We start from the raw sequence: 22,015 nt of genomic DNA, 5'->3' as shown, positions 1-22,015 counted from the left end.
CAATCGATTTATGAACTTTCGTTTTGCGCTTTTCTTCGCCTTGGCTTCTCTTGCCGTTGCTCAAGATCACCTGACCTGGAAGGACTACGGAGGCGGGGCCGATTCCTCTCAGTATTCTGCGCTCAAACAGATCGACCGCTCCAATGTCAGCAAGCTCAAGCTGGCCTGGAAGTATGAGATTGGCGACGGCAAACGCTACTCCTTCAGCCCGGTTGTGGTCGACAACACCATCTATGTCATGGGTAAGGACAACTCGATTGTGGCGCTCCAGGCAACATCCGGCAAAGAGATCTGGCGCTACCAGCCGCCGGCGGATACGAAGGTAATCACAAATCGCGGCATTAATTATTGGGAGAGCAAGGACCGCAAGGAACGGCGGCTGCTGTTTGCGAGCAATCACGCGATCCGGGCGCTCGATGCGACCACCGGAAAACTGATCGAGAGCTTTGGCGTCCAGGGCAGCGTCGATCTCAAGCTGGGTCTTGGCCGCGACCCGAACAGCTTCACGCTCGTGCAATCCACCACGCCGGGCCGCGTGTTTGAGGACCTGCTGATTCTCGGTTCCGCGACCAACCAGGGCTACGGCTCTGCGCCGGGCGACATCCGCGCCTACGATGTCCGCAGCGGCAAGCTGGTCTGGACCTTCCATACGATTCCCGAGAAAGGCGAGTTCGGCTACGAGACCTGGCCTGCGGACGCTCGCAAAACGGTCGGGGGTGCGAATGTCTGGGGAGAGATGTCAATCGATGAAAAGCGAGGCATCCTCTATGCACCAACGGCCAGTGCGAAGTACAACTTCTATGGAGCCGATCGCGCCGGGGCGAATCTGTTTGGCGATTGCCTGCTCGCGCTTGATGCCCGCACCGGCAAGCGCATCTGGCACTTCCAGATGGTGCATCACGATATCTGGGATTACGACGATGCAACGGCGCCCAAGCTGCTGACCGTAAAGCATGGGGGCAAAAACATCGATGCCGTAGCGCAGGTGAGCAAGCAGGGCTTCGTGTTTGTCTTTGATCGCGTGACCGGCAAGCCGCTTTGGCCGATCCTCGAGAAGCCGATGCCTGCCAGCGATATGCCCGGCGAAAAGGCCTGGGCCACCCAGCCTATGCCCACGATGCCGCCGCCCTTTGCGCGCCAGACCTTCACGGTCGATGACCTCAGCCCCTACCTCAGCAAAGAAGACCGCGCGAAGTTCCGCGATCAGATTCTCAGCGCCCGCAACGAAGGTCTCTTCACGCCGCCCGCCAAACGCGGCACCATCCAGATGCCCGGCAACAATGGCGGCGCCAATTGGGGCGGAGCAGCCGTCGATCCGGCCAAGGGAACGCTGGTTGTCGTCTCAAAGGACCTCCCTTCCCTGCTCGTCATGGAAGGCAAGAAGGGCGATCCGGTGGAGGCCATGCGCTATGAGAGTGGCTTCGGCTTCATGATCGCCAGCGATGGATTGGCCGCCATCAAACCGCCCTGGACTTCCCTCACCGTCTATGACTTGAATGAGGGCAGCATCACCTGGAAGATTCCGCTTGGCGAAGTGCCGGAGCTGGCCGCCAAGGGCATCAAGAATACCGGCACTCACTATCCGAAGGTCGGGCCAGTGGTGACCGCCGGTGGATTGATCTTCACTGGCACCAGAGATAAGAAGGTTCGCGCCTTCGACATCAGCAACGGCAAGCTGCTTTGGGAGCAGGAAGTGGATGCGGCGCTCGAAGGAATTCCGGCTGTTTATGAGGCCGGTGGCACGCAGTACATCGTGTTCTGCGCCTCGGCACAAGTTGGGCTCACCCCGGCCAAGGCGGAAGTGATTCGCGGCAGTTATGTCGCCTTCGCACTGCCGCGTTAGAGATTCAGCTTCTTGCGCGCGAGCGGTTTGGCATAAGCAGCCGGAGGATTGTGCGCCGTGGTGGCATAGGCTTTGCGGTAGCACTCCAGCGCCTTCTCTTTTTCACCGAGCTTTTCATAAGCCTGGGCGAGGAGGCACTGGATAAAGGGGTCGTTGAGATTCGACTTCTGGAAGTCCTCGACGGCCTTCGCCGCATCCCCAGAATAGAGCGCCACATAACCGGTGAGATAGGGCAGGAAGGCCTGCTGCGCGGCGCGGAGCGTTGTCATCCTTTCGAGTGCCTCTTTGGCCTTTTCGACATAGCCATCCGCCACCTTCCGGTTGCCACGGCGGGCCGCAAGTCTCGCTTGCGCATGGGCCAGACGGTATTCCCAAAGAGCCTTGCGATCCGCTGAAATCCCAGGTTCTTTCAAGCCGAGTTGCGTGCCTAGTTTGTACCAGCGCTCCGCCGCATCGAGTACACCCGCCTCAATGCAAACCCGTGCCGCTTCGTTCGCCATCTCCCCTTGCTGGTAAAAGGCATTGGCGGGCTCCTCGGCTTCGCGAGTGGCCCAGTAAGCAATCACCAGCTGCTCGTAGTCGCCGGTCTTTTGGCAATCGCTCTCGAAGGCGTAAGACATAGCCATCGTGCGTTGTGCATTTGCCTTCGCACGAGGGTTGGGAGCATTGTCAATTTCTTTCTGGATCAACTGCCGGGCTTCGGTGTACTTACCCTCGAGATCGAGTTGTGTTGCCTGCCGCATGGCGTTCGGCGGAGCTTGTGCAAAAGAGAGGGAGATCAAAAGTGGAATTGCGTGCAGCATCGCGCTGATCATGTCACAAATGGACACACGAGCGCTAGGATCGAAAGATGGCAACCCGCTATGTCGCACTCCTGCGCGGAGTCAATCTTGGAGGCCGCACCGTCGTCCCGATGAAGGAATTAGCCCGGATCTTTACGGACCTAGGCTGTAGCGACGTCGTCACTTACATCCAGAGCGGGAATGTTGTGTTCCGCGCCGCCCCAAAGGTACTGCAGGCAATCCCCAGCAAGGTGCCGCTCGAGATCGAAAAGCTATCGGGCTACAAGACCTCGTTGACCATCCGCGATGCCGCCGAGATGCGTAAGATTCTGGCGGCAAATCCTTACCCCGATGCCGATCTCAGCCGTGTCCATGTTGTCTTTCTGGCCGACCTTCCCAAACCCGAACACGCCGCGCAACTGGATCCGCTCCGTTCCGCTCCCGACCAGCACCAGTTGCTGGGCCAGCAGGTCTATCTGCATCTGCCCAATGGCGTCGCCGATAGCAAGCTGACCAATGCCTATTTCGACTCGAAACTGAAGACCATGTCCACGGCGCGCAACTGGCGCACGGTGACCAAGTTACTCGAATTGCTGGAGGCTTAGCGCTTCTTGGTGGGTACGGCCGCAGGTAGATCTTTCTCCACCAACACCTTCATCTGCGGCACCAGATTGTTGAAGCTATCGAGCAGTGCCGATGCGATCACCTTGCCCTCATTCGTAGTGCCCCAGCCACCCAGCGCCGAACCACCCAGACTCCCGATCACCAGGCCGCCCGCGCCCAGATCTGTCGCGCGTGCGCTTCCGGTTGCACTGGCCAGTTGCTCGCTGGTTTCGTTATCCGTGACAAAAAGAACGGTCTGCGCTTCCTTGAAGTTCACGTTGCCCAGAAGTCCAGCGAATTGACCCACCACGGGAAGGCGAGACACCAATCCGCCAAAAGTATCCCCCGCATTGCGCTCGCTAAAGACCACACTGGTCAACATCGAATACTGCGCCTCGATCACCTGTCTCTTGCGAATGGTCTGATCCTTGCGCAACATTCCGGACTGCTCCAGTTCCTGCTCGCGCTTGGCCGCTTCAATACCCGCACTGCGATCAACCACGCGAAAGCAGCCACTCTGCTGCATCATCAACCGCATCAGTGAGAGCGGCGATGGCAAGGCATAACGGGACATATACGCATAGCCGCTCGGGTCTTCCACCAAGGCAATCGTCGCGATGGGAGCCGCGCAGCGCATCAGGTCTTTTGCCGCGTTGTGCGCGCCTGCGCTGCCAGCCGATCCAGTCACCTCACTCCCCCCTTGCCCTTTTTCCGTTTGACGGCAAGAGATCTGGGCCAGAACAAGAACCACCAATAGCAAACGAGACATCTCTTAAGAGATTACACTCCACTGCGACCCGATCTCGTAAGGAATGACCCGATCCGTATGGTTGCCGAGTTTGTTGAGAAAGCGCTCGATTGGCTCCCGTACCGGCTCCACGCCGAGACTAAAAGTCTGGTGGTGCACCGGCAGGATGCGATCGGCATTCGCCCAGTCTGCCATCTGGATGGCCTCCTCCGGCGTACAGTGTGCCTGGATCCAGGGATTGTAGGCACCAATGGGCATGATCGCTAAGTCCGCAGCTTTGGCGCCGGCGGCTTCGCGAAACAGCGGCGTGAAGGCTGTATCGCCTCCGAACAAAACTTTGTAGCGGCCTGCTTCGATGAGGTATCCGTTGTAGCCGCGATACGTGTCGCGCCGCACCCGCGCCCCCCAATGCCGGACCTCCAGCGCCTTCACCCGGACAGGGCCAACCGAGCGGCTTTCACGCCACCCCAACTCCTGGATCTCCCCCCACTTGGCAGGGTTCAGCAGGTCGGAGGTCTGCCGCGCACAGATCACCGGAATCTCTTTTCCGGCAATGGCTTTCAGGCTGGGAATGTCCCAGTGATCGAAATGCGCATGACTGAGCAGCACCAGATCGATGCGTGGAAGCGCATCAATCGTAAGCGCGGGCTTCACAAGCCGTTTGGGGCCAATCGTTCCAACGAAGACATCGACACCGACACGATCGCTGAATACCGGATCGATCAAAATATGGAAGCCATCGATCTTCACCAGACTCGTCGAGTGCCCCAGCCAGGCGACATGCAGGCCCCGGTCAGGCCAGTCTTTTGGAGTCGGTCGATGGGGTGCTTCTGGAATGACACGAGACATATCGTCGTACAGTTGCCTCCAAAAGAAGGGCGGAGCTTGTTTGTAGGCGGCATAGCCGAGAGCCGCAAGAGAAGCCGCGCCCGTCGCGCTGAACAGCAAACGTCGACTAATAGCCAAAACGCTCCTCCTTCCAGGGATCCCCGTGATTGTGATATCCGTTCCGCTCCCAGAAACCCGGCTTGTCTTCAGCCAGCAACTCGAGGCCACCCAACCATTTCGCGCTCTTCCAAGCATAGAGTTGAGGGACAATCAATCGGGCCGGCCCGCCGTGTTCCGGCGCCAAGGCAATGCCGTCGTGGTCAATGGCGACCAGCGCATCGGCCGAAAGAAAATCCGCAATCGGAAGATTCGTCGTCCACCCGTAGTCATAACCCAGAGCACTGACAAACTTGGCCTCCGGCTTGACCCCGCCAGCCAGCTCCATCAAGGTAGAAACCAAGACGCCACCCCAGGTATTGTCCAAACGGCTCCAGCGGGTGACACAATGGAAATCCGCAAAAACTTGAGCCCGGGGGAGTGCGAGAAAGTCTTCCCAACTGAGGCTGACTTCGCGCTCGACCAGTCCGAAAATGTCCAACCGCCACTTGCTCAGGTCAATCGGCGGAGTGCCGTTCGCATCTAATACCGGCCACTTGACGGTCTGACTCTGCCCCGGCGGGATTCTTTGCTCACGTTGCGTGTCCGGAGAAATGATCATCTGTCTATTAGGATGCAGCACTTTCGGCCCGGGCTTCGAAAGGTGGGTCCGGATACCCCCATCAGTTCCAAGAAATACCCGCATTCACAGGATGCCGCCCCAATCCAGGACCTGTTAGTCTCGAAACAATTCAAGCGAGAAGATTCTCTAGTCTGCATAACTATATTCCCAGAGGGAATACAACATTGCAGAGCCTGAAATGGATGGTGCTACTCATCGTCTCGCTGGTTACCGCCGACGCTGCGGAAACCAAAGCCAAATTCGTGGGTGGAACCCTGGCGAACTTTAAGAGTGGCCAGGATGGCGTTTTGGGAATGAATCGCGCCGAAGTGATGTCTTTCGGCTTCAGACAGGAACTTGTCGAGATTCCCTACGCGCAAGTCCGCTCTCTCGAATATGGGCAAAAAGTAGACAGGCGATATTTAGAAGCCCTGCTGATCTCCCCGATGTTTCTCCTGGCAAAGAAACGAGATCACTACCTGACAATACATTTTCGAGACTCCAAAGGTTCCGACCAGGCGATCGTGCTGCAACTGCCGAAAAGCATTGTGCGGCCCACGCTCGCAAGCCTGGAAGCACGGACCGGATTAAAGGTGGTCGTTCAAGATGATGAAGCAAGGAAGACGTACCGCAGCTAAGCAGCTATTGCTCAGTTTTGGCTGGAGCGGCATGGCCCTGGTGGGCGCCGAACACAACACTCCCGGCATGGCAGACGCCGCAAGAGTCACCCCGCCCGGCACTCCACTGGAAGATGGGCTCTCCCAACTGGCGGCGGTCCGCCGGCTGCACATCCAGGAACTCAGTGGAGGAGAGGCCGCCCTGCAAATTCGCGACATGATTATCGCCGCCATCCAGGCCGCCGGCTTCTTTACCGTCACCGAAAACCCCGAGCGGGCCGACGCTTTTCTCCGAGGCACCGCCGAAGATTTGGTTTTTACCGATCAATTTGCGTCGCACGACTCGGTTGGCGTCCGCAGCGGAGCCGCCATCGGCCGCGGCAGCACGAATAGCCGGAATTCGGAGCGGAACTCAGCCTCCGTTGGGTTTAACCAGAGCGAAGATGTCAAAATCGCCGAGCGGAAACACGAAGCCGTTGCCGCCGTACGGATTGTCAACAAAGAAGGCGATGTCCTGTGGTCCACAACGCAAGAGAGCTACGGAGCCAAGTTCCGTGGGGCCTCCGCGGATGTCGCCGAAAAGATTACCCGCCAACTCCGGGCGGACCTGGACCGCGCGCGGAAAATTCCGCGCATCGGCGCACAACGTGAAACCAGAGCGAGCCTCTGGGTTTCAAAGGCCGGCTAGGCGCACTTGCTTCCTGGTTCCGGTATGTCCGGCAATGACCTCAACGCTCGACTTGGCTACAGAGAAGTGCGCCGCCAGCACTTTGCAAAGTTCTTCGTTGGCCTTGCCATTCTCCGGCACTGCCGCGACCTTCACCTTGAGGGCTCCGTCGGCCATGGTTCCGATCACTTCACTACGCACCGCGCGGGGGATTACTTTAACGTGAAGAACCATTGCTCGCCAGCCTTGATCTCGACCGGATGCGGCAACGCCACCTGACCACGTTGGCCACCCAGTTCGAGGAAGGCAATCTTCTCTAGCAAGCAGGAACCTTTGCCGTAGCAGGCAACGCCTACTTGCGTCACCGAAAAAAGCTTCGTGTTGGGAGGCAGTTCGAGAGCCAGCCGCATCCAGCCGCTTCGCTCCACGCTCAAACGCGTGTCGCCGAGGTGGCTCATGTACATCGGCTTCTCTGCCCCGCGCAACTGGATGCCGAAAGCCACCCGGCCTCCATCGCGTTGGGTCGACTTGAACTCCATGTAAGCATAATTCGCGGGGTCGGAGATGTCTTCACCACGAATGGTGCCGTAAGGCCGCAACTTGCCTTCGCGGGCTAGTTCTTCGCGCATCACCTTCCAGGTTTCCGGCTTCAAGTCCATCACATACTCGCGGGAGTGATCGCGCAGGTCGACCAGCATGGGGTCAAAATCGTAGCGTTCGCCCTTCTTCTCCGTGACGGCATCCACCATATTGTTGCGGGTCACCGGCACGAGCAGGGGCCGGTCGCCCTCGAAGGGGCCATTGAAAGGAACATCCTTATGGTCGCGAGTCTGGATCTCGCGGCGTGCAGCCGAACCGTCCGGCTTGAGCCACACCTTGTACAGATACTCGATGTCGGTGGTGCGGCCCCAGCGGGCCATCAGCGCCCGGGTGGAGGTGCCGCCATCTTCGTTGGAAAAGATCACCGTATAGGTGAGGGAGTTCTCGTTTGCATCCCATTCGACATACATCAGGAGGGGGATGTCGGATTGCGTGCCGATGGTGTCGGCCCGCTGGTAGAGAATCGGCGCGTGACGCTTCAAATCCGCCGGTTGGCCCAATCCCGTCATTGCAAACAGCAGCAGGAGCAGCAAAGCCTCGAGAGTCCGAAAGAGTAATCCCGTCGAACAAGGTTTTTCCAAAATCGCGTCCACCATAGCCCCTTCTTCCCTGCCTCGCAGTTCTTCCACCGCGCCGCTCAACACTACCACTTTCGGGCTTTCTTCAGAATTGCGCAATGCGCGGATCTTCGCGAGGCCATCAGCCAGGGTCGGAATCCGCAGATCCATCAGAACCAGATCCGGGGAATCGTGAACCTCGACAACCGTGTAGCCTTTCGCCTCCAACAACATGCCCCGGAGTTGCCGCTGGTCCGGGTCATCTTCGATCAAGTGAATTTTGGGCTTCACTCGAAGACCACGCGACCGATGACCATTTGCGGCATCGCCTGGCTCCAGCTTTTGGGAATCTGATCAAAAGGCAAACGGAAGTCCTTGGTTTCATGCGCCTTCAAGCCACCGCGATCCGGGCGGACAATCGAGACGGTCTCCCGGAGGACCACCTGCTGATAGGGATCATGAAAGATGCAGATCAGGTCGACCCGGCGGAGCGGTTTCTCCCCCCGGTTCGTAATCTTTCCGGTAATCTCTACCAGCTGCTGACCGCCGAAACTCTCCGCGGCCTTCATTTCCACTCCGCTCAAAGCCAAATTCCGGATGTAGTCTTTCGCTTCTTCCGGACTCGCCGGAGTCCCTTCGGACCCCGAATTACATCCGAGAAGTGTGACAAACAGAAACAGAGCGACGAACTTCATCTCCTGACAGGATATACGCAGTGTGTTGCCACCACGCCAGAAAATATATTAGCAATAAGCACTCATATAAATAGACAATATAAGACTAATGACCTATTCTAAGGATGTAAGGCATTATGGACTTCAATCGCTTCACAGAAAAGGTTCAAGAATCACTGCGTGCAGCGCAGGGATTGGCGCTTCGCCAACAGAACCAGCAAGTTGACGTGGAACATGAAATCGTCGCCCTTCTGGAACAACAGAATGGGTTGGCGCAGGCGATTCTCAGGAAAGCTGAGATCCAGCCTGAATTATTGAAGGAGCGGCTGGAACGCGAGATCGACAAGCTGCCCAAGGTTTCCACTCCGAGCGGCGGACCCGATCAGGTCTACATCACGAGCCGGCTTACCAAGCTCTTCTCCGATGCAGAGGAGGAAGCGAAAAAGCGTAAGGATGATTTCCTGAGCGTGGAGCACATTCTTCTGGCCGCAACAGGAGATAGTGGAGCCACAGGAAGGCTGCTGAAAGAAGCCGGCGCCCGCAAGGACAAACTCGAAGCGGCCATCCAGAGCGTCCGAGGAGCCCAACGCGTGACCACACAGAACCCAGAAGATACCTACGAATCCCTCGAAAAATATGGCCGGGACCTGACGGCAGCCGCCTCCCAGGGCAAATTGGACCCGGTGATCGGACGCGACGAAGAGATCCGCCGCGTGATTCAGGTGCTTTCGCGCCGCACTAAGAATAATCCGGTGCTGATCGGAGAACCCGGCGTCGGCAAAACCGCGATCGCCGAAGGCTTGGCGCAGCGGATCGTTCGCGGCGATGTCCCCGAGGGCTTGAAGAACAAACGCGTGGTTTCGCTCGATATGGGCGCGCTGATTGCAGGCGCAAAGTACCGTGGTGAATTCGAAGAGCGGCTCAAGGCCGTGCTGAAGGAAGTAACGTCTTCCAATGGCCAGGTGATTCTGTTCATCGACGAGTTGCACACGGTCGTGGGTGCGGGAAAGACCGAAGGGTCGATGGACGCGGGCAATCTGCTGAAACCGGCGCTGGCACGTGGCGAAATGCATTGCATTGGCGCGACAACGCTCGATGAGTATCGCAAGTACATCGAGAAGGACGCCGCGCTCGAACGCCGTTTCCAGCCGGTCATGGTCGATCAACCCTCCGTGGAGGACACAATTTCCATCCTGCGTGGCTTGAAGGAGCGCTACGAGGTCCATCACGGCGTCCGCATCAAGGATGCTGCGCTGGTGGCTGCCGCGGTGCTGTCCAATCGCTACATCACCGATCGTTTTCTGCCTGACAAGGCGATCGATCTGGTGGATGAATCGGCCGCCAAGCTCCGTACCGAAATTGATTCGATGCCTGCCGCTCTTGACGAGATCTCCCGCCGTGTCATGCAGCTGGAAATCGAGCGCACGGCGCTGGCCAAAGAAGACGACCCGGCATCAAAAGACCGCCTGGAGCGCCTGGAAAAAGAGCTCGCCGACTTGAAGAGCGATGCTGACGGGCTGAAAGCACAGTGGGATCTCGAAAAGGGAGGCGTCGACCGGCTCCGTTCCATTCGCGAACAGTTGGAGCAGAAACGCGCCGATCTCGAGAGAGTGGAGCGCTCCGCCGACTACAGCGCCGCGGCGAAGATCAAGTTTGGCGAGATTCCGCAACTGGAACGCGATCTCGCCGATACCGAAGCCAAACTGGCTGCCAATCAGGGGCAGGCCAAGATGCTGAAGGAGGAAGTGGACGAAGAAGACATCGCCGACGTTGTCGCCCGCTGGACCGGGATTCCGGTTTCGAAACTCCTCGAAGGCGAGATGCAAAAACTGCTCCACCTGGAAGCCGAGTTGCACAAGCGCGTCATCGGCCAATCGGAGGCTGTCACCGCCGTCTCAGAAGCAGTACTGCGGGCCCGCAGCGGCATCAAAGATCCCAAACGCCCCATCGGCAGCTTTATCTTCCTTGGTCCCACCGGGGTGGGGAAAACGGAGTTGGCGCGTGCGCTGGCCAGTTTTCTGTTCGATGACGAGAAGGCGATGGTGCGCATCGACATGACCGAATATCAAGAGAAGCACAATGTGTCGCGCCTGCTAGGCGCGCCTCCGGGATATGTCGGCTATGAAGAGGGAGGCCAGTTGACCGAACTCGTGCGGCGCCGTCCCTACTGCGTGGTGCTCTTCGATGAGATTGAGAAGGCGCATCCCGATGTGTTCAACGTCCTCCTGCAGATTCTCGATGAAGGCCATCTGACCGATGGACAGGGCCGCCGGGTTGATTTCAAGAACACGATCATCATCATGACCTCCAATCTCGGCTCACACCGCATCCTCGAGTATCGGGGAGACTCGGAAGATAACTTCGACGGTGTCGAGTACGAAATGATGAAGATCTCGGTGATGGAGGAGTTGCGACACTTCTTCCGGCCGGAGTTCCTCAACCGTGTCGATGAGACGATCGTCTTCCACTCTCTGACCGAGGAGCATCTGAAGCAAATTGTTGAGATTCAGCTGGAAACGTTGCGGGCTCGTCTCGCCGATCGCAAGATCACGCTAATTCTCACGGACGCGGCACGTGCGCATCTGGTGATGATCGGTCATGATCCTGCATTCGGAGCGCGGCCGCTAAAGCGGGCCATCCAAAAGGAGATCGAAACGCCGCTGGCGCGGAAACTCCTGAGCGGGGAGGTGCGCCCGGGCATGGAGGTCGACGTCGATCTGGATCATTCGACAGGAAATCTGCGTTTTGATCCGGTCTTGTTAGCCTAAGGATTCATGGACGACTTACAGTTTGAGAAGGCAGAGTTTTCGAATCCGGCCGGAGTCGGGCCCTGCGTGGTGTGCGGGGCCCGCATCCATGCAAGCTATTACACGGTCAACGGCCAAGCTGCCTGCCCCAATTGCGGGGTGAACTTGAGCAAGTCGCAAGAGGCGCCGCAGAAATCGGTGTTGCTGCGTGGAATCCTATATGCGCTAGGGGCGGCGGTGGCCTGCTCGATCGCCTATGCCGCCATTCTCACCATCACGAATTATGAACTCGCGCTGATCTCGATTGCAGTCGGCTGGCTAATCGGCACCGCCGTGCGCAAGGGAACCAATGGATTGGGAGGCCGGCCGATGCAGATCATTGCGGTGGTCGCGACCTATGTCGCCATCTGCGGCAGTTGGTTCTTCCAGGCTGTCTGGGACTTGTACCAGTCCGGACGCGAACCTGTGTCCAATTCCGGATATGTAATCATGCTTAGAATTTCGATGGCCAAGCCTTATCTGGAGATGCGGGGAGATGGCTTGAGCGGCATTCTCGGGATTGCCATTCTGTTCTTTGGTCTCCAACAGGCGTGGCAGCAAACCGGCAATGCGCAACTGAGCATCGCAGGTCCTTTTTCGACCGCGGTCGCTAAACAGGAGAGTTAGTGGAACAGCCAGAATTTTGCCAGGAGTGTGGGAACACACTTCCCTCAGGAGTCCTTGCCTGCCCACAATGCCAGCGATTGGTCTTCACCAAAGAACTGCAAGAGCTGAATCAGCGTGCCCAGGCAACTCTCGCGGTGGGCAACATCGATGCGACGCGCGATCTCTACCAGCAGATGCTTGCGCTGTTGCCTCCGGGATCGTCCCAATTCCAATCGATCATCGCGCGGCTCAACGAATTGCCGCCCCCGAAAATGGAGCATCCGGTTCCTGAGGATCAACCCTGGAAGAAGCTGGTGGGCAGCCTGGGCGTCGCTGGCGCCATTCTCTGGAAGTTCAAGACCTTCGCACTCATCCTTTTGACCAAGGGGAAGTTTCTGTTCCTTGGGTTGACGAAGATGCAAACGGTTTTCTCCATGTTTGCCTCGATGGGCGTCTATTGGGCGCTCTATGGCTGGCGCTATGCCGTAGGCCTGGTGGCCAGCATCTACATCCACGAAATGGGCCATATGTGGGCTTTCCGGCGTTTTGGCATCCCTTCGTCCGCGCCGATGTTTATTCCGATGTTCGGCGCGTTTATCCGTTCCGAAGCGGCGATTCGCAATCCGAAAGAGGATGCGCGCATCGGGCTGGCGGGCCCCTGGTGGGGCTTTGGCGCGAGTCTGTTTTTTGAAGGGATGGCGCAGCTTTTTGACCAACGCTGGATGTCTGCTGTCGCCCATACCGGCGCGGTGATCAACCTCTTCAACCTCTTGCCCGTCTTTGGGCTTGATGGCAGCCATGCCTACAAAGTGCTCGGCAAACGGCAGCGCGGGATGCTGCTGGCGACGATGCTGCTGCTCTGGTATTTGAGCGGCGAGACGATGTTCTTTCTGGTCTCACTCGGCGCGGGCTACAAGTTGTTCACCAAGGACTTGCCAGATGAAAACGACGAAGGAATCTTTCTCCAGTTTGTCGCCCTCCTTTGCGCCTTCGGACTGCTCAGCGTACTGACAGCGCATTGGGATCGTGGCCTGTTGAGTGGCGCTTAAGACATGGAGCGAGTTCCTTTTCGCGCGACAAACGCCGCCACCACCTATGACCACATCCAGAAGCTGCCGGTCTCGCTGTTGCTCGACAACATCCGCAGCATGTACAACGTCGGCAGCTTCTTCCGCACGGCCGACGGAGCTGGCATTGAAAGCATCTACCTGAGCGGCATTACCGCGCGCCCACCGAAGAACGCCATCACCAAAACCGCACTCGGCGCCGAAGAGAATGTTCCTTGGATCGACTGCCCGGATGCACTCGAGACCACCAGCGCGTTGCAGTCGCGCGGCTACGAAATTGCCGCGATCGAGACGGCCGTTACGGCGGTGGATCTTTTCGACTGGAAGCCGAAGTGGCCAGTGCTGCTGCTCTTTGGTCATGAAGTGGATGGCATCCAGCCGGAGTTGCTCGCCCGTTGCGACACCTATGTGCGGCTTCCGATGCTGGGAGCCAAGCATTCGTTGAATGTCTCGAGCGCCGGAGCGATTGTGCTCTACGAGCTGCTGCGCAAGTACCGCGGCTCACGCTGAACCCTACGAAGGCGGTATTCTGAAGCGCCGAGCATCTTATTTATGAAGTCAATATTCGTTTCGATTGGATTGCTGCTTTCTCACGCTCTGCTGCTCGCGCAAGCTCCAGCCACCGCGCCTGTTCCGCCGCTGCCACCGGTGGATTTCAAGATCAAAGCCAATTGGTGGCTGCGCGAATCTTTTGGTATCGAGCCGCTGCTGACCAGCGCGGTGGTTGGCGGCTACCGGATGTTGAATCCTCCGAATGCCTATCCGCGCGAGTGGCGCCAGGGAGCGGCAGGCTACGGCCGGAATGTCGGCAACAATCTCGCTTCAAATGTCGCGGGAAGCACGGCCCAGTTTGGAGTCGCCAGCTTGATCGGAGAAGACCCGCGTTATCATCCCTCCGGCGCCAGCAGCATCAAAAGGCGTATCGGCCATGCGCTGCTGTTTACCTTCGTCGATAAGTCAGATCGGGGCCGCAGGATGCCGGCTCTCTCGAACTTTGCCGGGGCCATCGCTGCCGGCTTCATCACCAAAACCTATATGCCACAGGGCTTCAATGATTCGGTCCACGCCGGACAGTGGACGCTCATCAACTTTGGCACCTTCGCCGGCAGCAATTTGCAGGAGGAGTTCAAGCCGGAGTTGAGGAGGCTTGGGAAGAAATTACATCTGCCTCTGGGACGCTAAACTCTTGGCATGGTAACTCGTCTGAGTTGTATCGCGGCCCTCGCATTCGTTGGGCTGTTACAAGGTCAAGGTGATATTCCGAAGGGCTTTCAGCCGCCCTTGGGCAATCGGGATTACGACAAACGGGAAGTGATGGTTCCCATGCGTGACGGGGTGAAGTTGTTCACCTCGATCGTCGTCCCCAAAGGTGCGAAAGGCGCGCCGATCCTGCTGACGCGCACGCCTTACAACGCAGCTGCGCGCACCAAGCGTGCCGATTCCCTTTCGATGCTCGCCACCTTGCCCCAGGGGGATGAAGTCTTTGTGGCCGACGGCTACATCCGGGTGTTTCAAGATGTGCGCGGAAAGTATGGTTCCGAGGGTGAGTACGTCATGACGCGTCCGGTGCGGGGCCCCCTCAACCCGACCGCTACTGACCATGTCACCGATGCTTATGACACGATCGATTGGCTGATCAAGAATGTTCCGGAAACCAATGGCAAGGTTGGGATGATCGGCTCTTCCTACGAAGGCTTCACGGTGGTGATGGCCCTGCTTGGACCGCATCCCGCGCTGAAAGTGGCGGCTCCCGAAAGTCCGATGGTGGATGGCTGGATGGGTGACGACTGGTTCCACTACGGCGCGTTTCGCCAGCCAAATTTCGATTACAGCGCGGGCCAGACGACCAAGACCGGACAGGGCACGCGAGTGCGCCGCGATGGCTATGACGATTACGAAGAATTCCGCCGCGCCGGGTCTGCGGGCGACTTTGCCGAAAAGCATGGCCTCGACCGTCTCCCCTGGGTGCGCAAGATGATGGAGCATCCGGCCTACGATGCGTTCTGGCAGGGACAGGCGCTCGACAAGATGGTGGCCGCCAAGCCGAGCACAGTACCGACGATGTGGATTCAGGGAATCTGGGATCAGGAAGACGAGTGGGGCGCGATCCAGACCTATCTGAAGCTAAAGGCGGCAGGCAAGACCGCCACCAACTATCTGGTGATGGGGCCGTGGCGGCACAGCGGCGTCAACTATGACGGAAGCAGCCTGGGGCCGCTGAAGTTTGAGGGAGACACCGCCTTGCAGTTTCGGCGCGATGTGCTGAAACCCTTCTTTGACACTTACCTGAAGGATGGAGCGAAGAAAGCAGATACCCCGCCCGTGTTGATCTACAACACAGGCGAGAACCATTGGGATCGCTTGCGGCAATGGCCGCTCGCCTGCGAAGCAGGATGCGCCGCGCCGCTGAAGCCGATCTATCTGCAGGCAAAGTTTGGCTTGGGCTTCGAGAAGCCGGGCGGAGCCGCCGAAGGCGACTCCTATGTGTCCGATCCCGCCAAGCCCGTTCCCTATCTGCCGCGTCCGATTCGCTTTTCAGAAGGCGAGCGCTGGCGGACCTTCCTGCTGGCGGATCAGCGCGCGGTTGCCGATCGTACGGACGTCCTGGTCTATCAGACACCAGTGCTCAGCGCGCCTGTCCGCATCAGCGGGGAACCGATTGCCGATCTGCTGGCCACCACCACCGGATCCGATCTCGACTGGGTGGTGAAGCTGATCGATGTCTATCCCGACGAAGTTCCGAGCCAGATGGAGATGAGCGGCTATCAGCTGCCGGTGTCAATGGACATCTTCCGCGGCCGCTATCGCGATAGTTTTTCAAATCCATCAGCGATTTCACCGGGAAAGCCAACACGCTTCAAGTTTGTGCTGCCTACCGCGAATCACGTGTTCCTGCCTGGCCATCGGATCATGGTGCAGATCCAATCGAGCTGGTTCCCACTCTATGACCGCAACCCGCAAAGCTATGTTCCCAATATCTTCTTTGCCAAGCCAAGCGACTATGTCAAAGCAACGCAAACGGTATTACGTTCTGGCGATCAGGCGAGCGCGATCTGGCTGCCGATCGTACCGCAGCACTAAGTTGGGCTCAGGCGGGCACGTTTGTTGGCCGGTTATGCCAGACTGAGATTTTCAGGAAGTATTTCATGGCAGTCGACATTCGCAAACCAGACCCCCGTTATTCGATCTTGGGCCGTAGCAGAAATCTTCGCTGGGAGAATACGGCCACCGAGATCACTCTATGCGAGAGCAATGAAGACGCGGCGGCCGCCTTGCAGCGGATTGTCAGTGCAGGCAAGCGGCCCACCATTCGCAGCGGCGGGCACTGCTACGAAGACTTTGTGATGAATAACCCCGGCGGCAGCATTCTCGATTTATCGCTGCTGACCGAGTCTCATGTGAAGAATGATTCCCGCTACTACATTGCGGCGGGAAAATCGCTGGGAGATACTTACCTCGACCTCTATAAACGCTATGGGCTCACCATCCCGGCGGGAACTTGTTACTCAGTGGGAGCAGGGGGGCACATCAGCGGCGGTGGCTATGGCTTACTCGCCCGGCTGCATGGCCTTACCGTCGATTGGGTGTCGGCAGTGGACATCCTGACCGTGGACGCCAAAGGCAAGGTGGTGCAGCGGCGGGTGGATCGCAAGACGGACGCCGATCTGTTTCGGGCTTGTCTCGGAGCAGGCGGCGGCAACTTTGGGGTCATCACCGGCTTTCTGTTTGACAAGCTGCCGCCCGCGCCCCGCGAAATCGCACGGGCCTCGGTCTCCTTTGATTGGACGACGATGACGGAAAGCCGCTTTGTGAAGATTCTCACTACTTATGGAAATTACTGGGAGACACGCGGCAAAGATCCGGACACTTGGGGCATGTTCGCCATCTTTCCGATCTCACACAAATCGGCTGGCTCTTTTGGCTTTTCCGTGCAGTTCTGCAATCCGGATGGCAGTTGCGACGATTTGAAACCGCTACACGAATTCCTCGAATTGTTCCGGCCTTGTGAGCCGAGAGCCGCGATCGCAGGCCAGCCGGAGAAGGACAGGATTCCGAAAGTGGATCTGCGCGCCGAGACCTGCTCGGTATCGCAGAACGTGAATCAGACGCCCTGGCTCGACGCGACGATTGGACGCGGCAGCGGTGGGGGTGGAGCTTCCCGGGCCAAGTACAAGTCCTCCCATATGAAGAAGAATTTCAGCGAGGCGGAGGCGAAAGTCTTCTATCAACACCTGACGCGAATGGTGCCGGGAGTGGATCTTCGCGGATCGCTCGTAGCCGTGGATGCTTATGGCGGGGCGACGAATCGCCCCGAGATGGCGCGGCAGACCTCCAACTGGCAAAGATCGTCGATCCTGAAATTACAGTTTCAGAGTTATTGGAATCGCAAGGAGCAAGACGCCGGGCGATTGCAATGGATGGATGAATTCTTCACGGAGGCTTACAGCGGGACGAACGTAAATCCAAAGTTTGCGGGCACGCCCTATCCAGGCGAACACTACGAGGGCTGCTACATCAACTATCCCGATGTCGACATGCTGCGTTACCCACACTGGCCGCAGCTCTATTACGGCACGGGCGATCTGTATCCGTTTTTGCAGAACGTGAAGCGGAACTACGACCCGAATAACATCTTTCATCACTCAATGTCGGTGCGGCCATGAAGGAAACCACTCGCCGTTTGTTTCTCCAGAGCCTGGCGGCAGCCGGCACCTTGTCTGCCGCGGCCGGCTCGATTCGCTATGCCGGCAACGGAATCGACACCATTGAGGGGATTGGGGTGGACGGAGTGATACGCAGCCGGACGCCGAGCCGTGCGCCGGTGGACGTGGTGCTCTCGCAGGACCATCGCTTCCTTTATGCGGTGAATGGAATCGCCGAGTATGAAGGACTGCCGCGCGGAACAGTCGAGACCTTCGCGATGGGTAAGGACGGCTTGCGCCTCCTCCACGTCGCTCCGCTGTCGCTCTCCGCGATCCTGCCAAGAAGCGCCGCGCTGTCACCTGACGGCCAGTATCTTGCTGTGGCGGTATTCGGAGGCGGCGCCTACAACATTCTGCGAATCGAGAATGGGCGGGCAGATGCCGTGACTGGCATCGTAAAGCTGGCCGATGGAGTACGTCCAGCCAAGGTGGCGTTCGCCCCGAGTGGGAACATTCTCATTGGAAGCGATTTCGTCAGCGGCCAAACCCGTAGCATGCGATTTGAGAATGGCAATTTAACGCTCCTTTCCTAACCCGAAGAGAGCGGCGCTTGTGATACAACAAGCCTTGGCTGCAACTAGTCCCAAATCATGAACGTCTACTCATCATGAAGGTCGCGTGAAGTGAATCGTTATTTTCTCGCTATTTTCGTCGCCTCCACCATACCGCTCACGGCTCAGAACACGCCCCTTCGCTTCGAGGAGGGACAGGCCCTGCTGCAGACCTATTGCCAGGGCTGCCACACAGGCAAGACACCGGCAGGCGGATTCCATCTCGATCGCGTCAAAGATACGGCTTCGTTTCTTGCGAATAGCCATTCCTGGGTCCGGCTACGGACCCGGATCGAAAACGGCGACATGCCGCCGCGCGGACTTCCGGCGCCAAGCGCTGCGCTACGGGAACGCTTTGCGAATTGGGTCGATACGACACTGCATACCGAAGCTTGTGCAGCGGGCATTGTTGCCGGACCGAATCCGCTGCGCCGCTTGAATCGCGACGAGTATACCGATACGGTCCAGGATCTGCTTGATATTCATCTCGATATCGGCCACGCCTTGCCAGCGGACGGCGCAGGCGGGGAGGGATTCGACAACGCGGCTGAGACTTTGTTTCTTTCGCCGCTGCACTCGGAAAAGTATCTCGAGACAGCGAAGCTGGCCACAGACTTTGCCGCAAAGGAATTCAAAAGCAGGGCGCGCATTCTGATTGCGAAGCCTGGGCCTGGGGTCACGGCCGATCAGGCGGCTCATCAGATTCTTGCGGCCTTTCTGCCTCGTGCCTTCCGCCGTCCCGTCACCGAGCAGGACATCGCGCCCTATCTCGAACTCTTCCGCGCCGCGCGCAAGAACGAGGAAGCCTTCGAGCCGGCGATTTTCTTCACCATCCGCGCGGCGCTGGTTTCGCCGAACTTTCTCTTTCGCAAGGAACCGGGGCAATACGCGTTAGCCTCGCGCCTTTCCTATTTTCTCTGGGGGAGCCAACCCGATGAGTTGCTCGTGGATCTGGCTGCACAAGGGCGGCTGCAAGATCCCAAGGTATTGCTGCCGCTGATCGATCGCATGATGCGCAACGATCGATCGATGACGTTCGCCAAACGCTTTGTCGAACAGTGGCTGCACACGCGCGACCTGGGCGGCGAGAAGGTGCCAGACAAGAAGCTGTTCCCGCTCTACGCCTCGAGCGAAGACTTGCGGGGTGACATCCGGATGCAGCCGATCCAGTTCTTCCGCGAACTGATCTTGCGGAAAATGTCGCTGCTGAATTTGATCGACTCGGAATACACGATCGGCACGCGCACGCTGGAGAAGCACTTCGGATTGAAGCTGCCGCTGAACCAGAATGCGGCCAGCCAGCCGCAATGGATCAAGTTGCCCGAGGGCAGCAATCGCGGTGGCGTTCTCGGAATGCCGGCCATTCTGGCTGTGTCGTCGTACCCCTACCGGACGAGTCCGGTGCTGCGAGGCGCCTTTATTCTCGATTCAATCCTCGGCACGCCGCCTCCCCCTCCGCCGCCGAATGTCCCCTCACTTGAGGAGCCTGCCGCCGGAGCAGCGCCGAAGTCGGTGCGTGAGAGGTTGACGCAACATCGTGCGAATCCGACCTGTGCCAGTTGCCATAGCCGTATCGACCCGCTTGGCTTTGCGCTGGAGAATTACGATGCGGTGGGAGCCTGGCGTACCAGCGATGCCGGACAGCCGATCGATAATTCCGGCCAGATTGGCGGAAAGACCATCCAGGGGCCAGACCAGTTGAAGCAACTGCTGCTCGACAAGAAGGACGTCGTGCTGCGCAATCTGACCAATAAGATGCTCGGCTATGCACTCGGGCGGGGTTTAACCTTACGCGACTCCTGTACCGTGGACGCAATCGTTGATAAGGTGAAGCAGAACGGCTATCGAGCCGATGTGTTGGTACAAGAGATTGTGTTGAGCGTGCCATTCCGGCGGCCCATCGAAAGCAAGGAAACAGCGAAACCATGAGCAAGAACAAACTCCAACTTTCCCGGCGCTCCCTCCTGCGTGGAGCGGGCGTCACACTTGGGCTCCCGTGGTTGGAAGCGATGTCGTCCGCTGCTCCGGCGCAAGCGGCCAATCCGGTGCGCATGGCTATGCTGTACATGCCCAATGGCGTGAATCCCGATTGCTGGACGCCCACCGGCACCGGAAAGGATTTCCAGCTCTCCCAGAGTCTGAAGCCACTCGCGCCCCTGCAGGACAAGATCGTCGTGCTGCGCAACCTTTGGAATGAAGGCTCGAAGGCCGGCGACGGCCACTATGTGAAAGAGGCGGCGATCCTCACCTGCGCCACGATCAAGAAGACGCCCGGCGCCGACATTGGCAACGGCATCTCGATGGATCAGGTGGCGGCGCAGCGCGTAGCGAACCAGACGCCGCTGCCCTCGCTCGAACTCGGCGTAACACCCGTCGCGATCGGAGTCGATGCGGTAGTGGGTTATACGAGAATCTATGGCTCGCACATTGCCTGGAGCAGCCTGACAACGCCGCTCGCGCGGGAACTGAATCCGCGGGCGGTGTATGAACGTCTCTATCGCGCCGCATCAGGTCCGCAGAATGGCAGCAAGCTCGATACGCTGCTGCTGGACCGTGTGCAGTCCGACGCCAAGCGGCTCCGTGCCCAGGTAGGCGTAGCGGACCGTCACCGGCTGGATGAGTATATGAGCGTAATGCGATCGCTCGAAGAGCGGGTCGAGCGTTCGAGCAATCAGACGCAACGCGCCTGGAAGTCCCGCATGCCACTGGACCTCAAAGCAGCGCCGACAGACCGGCCCGCCGATCACGCCGAGCATGTACGGCTGATGCTCGATATGATCGCCGTCGCCTTCCAGAGCGACACAACTCGAGTGTCTACTTTCATGTTTGGCAATGCGGTCAGCAATGTGAGCTTCCGCTTCCTTGAAGGTGTGACGGCCGGACATCACGACGTCTCACATCACGGCAAAGACCCGGAAAAGCTGCGCCAGTACGAGATCATCACCAACTGGCATGTGCAGCAGTATGCGTATCTGCTGAACAAGCTTGAGGCAATGAAGGAAGGCGATTCGACGGTGCTCGACAATTCGATGATTCTGTTTGGCTCCGCATTGCACAATGGTGACCGGCACGATCCGCACAATCTGCCGCTGGTGTTGGCGGGCAAAGGGGGAGGCCGTGTCATTACGGGCCGCCATCTGGTCTATGGCGAAGATAGCCCGCTTGCCAATCTCTATGTCTCCATGCTGGACGCCTTTGGCGCGCCGGTCGAGCGCTTCGCAGACAGCACCGGGCCGCTGGCAGGTCTGATGCACACATGAGAATCGCGACGCTACTCCTGCTAGCCACGGCGCTGTCTGGCGCAGACTTCAATGGCATCTGGCTTGGCTCTTTTGAGCCCCGGCCTGGCATCACGGAGGACATCGCCTTTCAGTTCACACAGAAGGGATCCGTGTTGACGGGAAAGCTCTATGGCGACTACCAGAGCACGCCGATTGCAAAGGGTACGATTGCCGGAGAGTTGATCAGCTTCCTGCTGGTGCGCCAGGAGCAAAGTGGCAACGAGATCAACGAGAACCGCATTCGCTTCACTGGCCGCATGGTAAACGGAGAGATCGAACTGACGCGGGAGCGGGAAGCCTCGACGCGCGCCGGCTCCGGTGCGGCGGCCACCTTGCGCAACAATCCTCGCCATAGCTTCCGGCTCAAACGTTTGCCCTAACTTC

22 protein-coding genes are annotated in these 22,015 nt (G+C 58.5%); 15 read left to right on the top strand and 7 right to left on the bottom strand.

Annotated features, from left to right (window positions below; translation table 11 throughout):
* The first annotated feature begins 10 nt into the window (after positions 1-10).
* On the top strand, positions 11-1,843 hold the full coding sequence (locus M017_RS0114010; protein ID WP_031498689.1) for a pyrroloquinoline quinone-dependent dehydrogenase: 1,833 nt from the start codon (positions 11-13) through the stop codon (positions 1,841-1,843).
* Here the strand turns inward: M017_RS0114010 and M017_RS0114005 are convergent.
* The gene (locus tag M017_RS0114005) at positions 1,840-2,586 is read right to left on the bottom strand and encodes a tetratricopeptide repeat protein (RefSeq protein ID WP_238325892.1); all 747 of its coding nucleotides are present in this window, start codon (positions 2,584-2,586) and stop codon (positions 1,840-1,842) included. The two genes, M017_RS0114010 and M017_RS0114005, sit on opposite strands and share 4 nt — an antisense overlap.
* 107 nt (positions 2,587-2,693) lie before the next feature.
* On the opposite strand from M017_RS0114005, the gene M017_RS0114000 reads away from it, so the two are divergent.
* Positions 2,694-3,230, top strand: a complete 537-nt coding sequence (locus M017_RS0114000) for a DUF1697 domain-containing protein (RefSeq protein ID WP_031498686.1) — start codon at positions 2,694-2,696, stop codon at positions 3,228-3,230.
* On the opposite strand, the gene M017_RS0113995 is transcribed toward M017_RS0114000, so the two are convergent.
* From M017_RS0113995 to M017_RS0113985, 3 genes are read right to left on the bottom strand one after another with little or no spacing between them, the layout of a single operon-like run.
* Positions 3,227-3,997, bottom strand: a complete 771-nt coding sequence (locus M017_RS0113995; protein ID WP_031498685.1) for a CsgG/HfaB family protein — start codon at positions 3,995-3,997, stop codon at positions 3,227-3,229. The two genes, M017_RS0114000 and M017_RS0113995, sit on opposite strands and share 4 nt — an antisense overlap.
* 3 nt (positions 3,998-4,000) lie before the next feature.
* Positions 4,001-4,942, bottom strand: a complete 942-nt coding sequence (locus M017_RS0113990; RefSeq protein ID WP_238325891.1) for an MBL fold metallo-hydrolase — start codon at positions 4,940-4,942, stop codon at positions 4,001-4,003.
* A complete protein-coding gene (locus M017_RS0113985; RefSeq protein ID WP_031498683.1) occupies positions 4,932-5,522 on the bottom strand; it encodes a sulfite oxidase-like oxidoreductase in 591 nt (196 codons plus the stop codon). Before M017_RS0113985 ends, M017_RS0113990 begins: the two co-directional genes overlap by 11 nt.
* A 185-nt stretch (positions 5,523-5,707) precedes the next feature.
* Here M017_RS0113985 and M017_RS0113980 point away from each other — a divergent pair, with 185 nt between their 5' ends.
* The gene (locus M017_RS0113980) at positions 5,708-6,160 is read left to right on the top strand and encodes a hypothetical protein (protein WP_155121408.1); all 453 of its coding nucleotides are present in this window, start codon (positions 5,708-5,710) and stop codon (positions 6,158-6,160) included.
* Positions 6,129-6,827 carry a hypothetical protein gene (locus tag M017_RS0113975; protein ID WP_162179923.1) on the top strand — a complete coding sequence of 233 codons (699 nt, stop codon included), beginning with the start codon at positions 6,129-6,131 and terminating at the stop codon, positions 6,825-6,827. The genes M017_RS0113980 and M017_RS0113975 overlap by 32 nt, the downstream gene beginning before the upstream one ends.
* Here the strand turns inward: M017_RS0113975 and M017_RS0113970 are convergent.
* From M017_RS0113970 to M017_RS0113955, 3 genes are read right to left on the bottom strand one after another with little or no spacing between them, the layout of a single operon-like run.
* Positions 6,813-7,040 carry a DUF167 domain-containing protein gene (locus tag M017_RS0113970; RefSeq protein ID WP_031498679.1) on the bottom strand — a complete coding sequence of 76 codons (228 nt, stop codon included), beginning with the start codon at positions 7,038-7,040 and terminating at the stop codon, positions 6,813-6,815. The two genes, M017_RS0113975 and M017_RS0113970, sit on opposite strands and share 15 nt — an antisense overlap.
* The gene (locus M017_RS28745) at positions 7,019-8,254 is read right to left on the bottom strand and encodes a response regulator transcription factor (RefSeq protein ID WP_080507751.1); all 1,236 of its coding nucleotides are present in this window, start codon (positions 8,252-8,254) and stop codon (positions 7,019-7,021) included. Before M017_RS28745 ends, M017_RS0113970 begins: the two co-directional genes overlap by 22 nt.
* Complete coding sequence (locus tag M017_RS0113955) at positions 8,251-8,658, bottom strand: hypothetical protein (protein ID WP_031498677.1); 408 nt, start codon at positions 8,656-8,658, stop codon at positions 8,251-8,253. Before M017_RS0113955 ends, M017_RS28745 begins: the two co-directional genes overlap by 4 nt.
* Before the next feature lie 116 nt (positions 8,659-8,774).
* Between M017_RS0113955 and clpB the strand changes: the two genes are divergently transcribed.
* The 11 genes from clpB (at position 8,775) to M017_RS0113900 (ending at position 22,011) form a co-directional block, all read left to right on the top strand.
* Positions 8,775-11,405, top strand: a complete 2,631-nt coding sequence (clpB, locus tag M017_RS0113950) for an ATP-dependent chaperone ClpB (protein ID WP_031498675.1) — start codon at positions 8,775-8,777, stop codon at positions 11,403-11,405.
* A 6-nt stretch (positions 11,406-11,411) separates the two neighbouring features.
* The gene (locus tag M017_RS0113945) at positions 11,412-12,050 is read left to right on the top strand and encodes a hypothetical protein (RefSeq protein WP_031498673.1); all 639 of its coding nucleotides are present in this window, start codon (positions 11,412-11,414) and stop codon (positions 12,048-12,050) included.
* Between the two features lie 77 nt (positions 12,051-12,127).
* Positions 12,128-13,078: a site-2 protease family protein gene (locus tag M017_RS27725; RefSeq protein WP_031498671.1), complete on the top strand. Its 951-nt coding sequence runs from the start codon at positions 12,128-12,130 to the stop codon at positions 13,076-13,078.
* Between the two features lie 3 nt (positions 13,079-13,081).
* The gene (locus M017_RS0113935) at positions 13,082-13,606 is read left to right on the top strand and encodes an RNA methyltransferase (RefSeq protein WP_031498669.1); all 525 of its coding nucleotides are present in this window, start codon (positions 13,082-13,084) and stop codon (positions 13,604-13,606) included.
* A 42-nt stretch (positions 13,607-13,648) separates the two neighbouring features.
* Entirely contained in the window at positions 13,649-14,278 is a 630-nt protein-coding gene (locus M017_RS0113930) for a hypothetical protein (RefSeq protein ID WP_031498668.1), read from the top strand.
* 9 nt (positions 14,279-14,287) lie between these two features.
* Positions 14,288-16,177, top strand: a complete 1,890-nt coding sequence (locus tag M017_RS0113925; protein WP_031498667.1) for a CocE/NonD family hydrolase — start codon at positions 14,288-14,290, stop codon at positions 16,175-16,177.
* A gap of 65 nt (positions 16,178-16,242) precedes the next feature.
* Positions 16,243-17,760, top strand: a complete 1,518-nt coding sequence (locus M017_RS0113920) for an FAD-binding oxidoreductase (protein WP_031498666.1) — start codon at positions 16,243-16,245, stop codon at positions 17,758-17,760.
* Positions 17,757-18,332 (top strand): beta-propeller fold lactonase family protein, encoded by a 576-nt coding sequence (locus M017_RS26645; RefSeq protein ID WP_031498664.1) that lies wholly within the window; start codon positions 17,757-17,759, stop codon positions 18,330-18,332. The genes M017_RS0113920 and M017_RS26645 overlap by 4 nt, the downstream gene beginning before the upstream one ends.
* Positions 18,333-18,422: 90 nt before the next feature.
* Entirely contained in the window at positions 18,423-20,279 is a 1,857-nt protein-coding gene (locus tag M017_RS0113910; RefSeq protein ID WP_031498662.1) for a DUF1588 domain-containing protein, read from the top strand.
* Positions 20,276-21,610, top strand: a complete 1,335-nt coding sequence (locus M017_RS0113905) for a DUF1552 domain-containing protein (RefSeq protein ID WP_031498661.1) — start codon at positions 20,276-20,278, stop codon at positions 21,608-21,610. The genes M017_RS0113910 and M017_RS0113905 overlap by 4 nt, the downstream gene beginning before the upstream one ends.
* Positions 21,607-22,011, top strand: a complete 405-nt coding sequence (locus tag M017_RS0113900) for a hypothetical protein (RefSeq protein ID WP_031498660.1) — start codon at positions 21,607-21,609, stop codon at positions 22,009-22,011. Before M017_RS0113905 ends, M017_RS0113900 begins: the two co-directional genes overlap by 4 nt.
* The last annotated feature ends 4 nt before the right edge of the window (positions 22,012-22,015 follow it).

The sequence above is a fragment of the Bryobacter aggregatus MPL3 genome (assembly GCF_000702445.1).
Lineage (GTDB): Bacteria > Acidobacteriota > Terriglobia > Bryobacterales > Bryobacteraceae > Bryobacter > Bryobacter aggregatus.
This window is presented reverse-complemented; position numbering and strand designations above follow the sequence as displayed.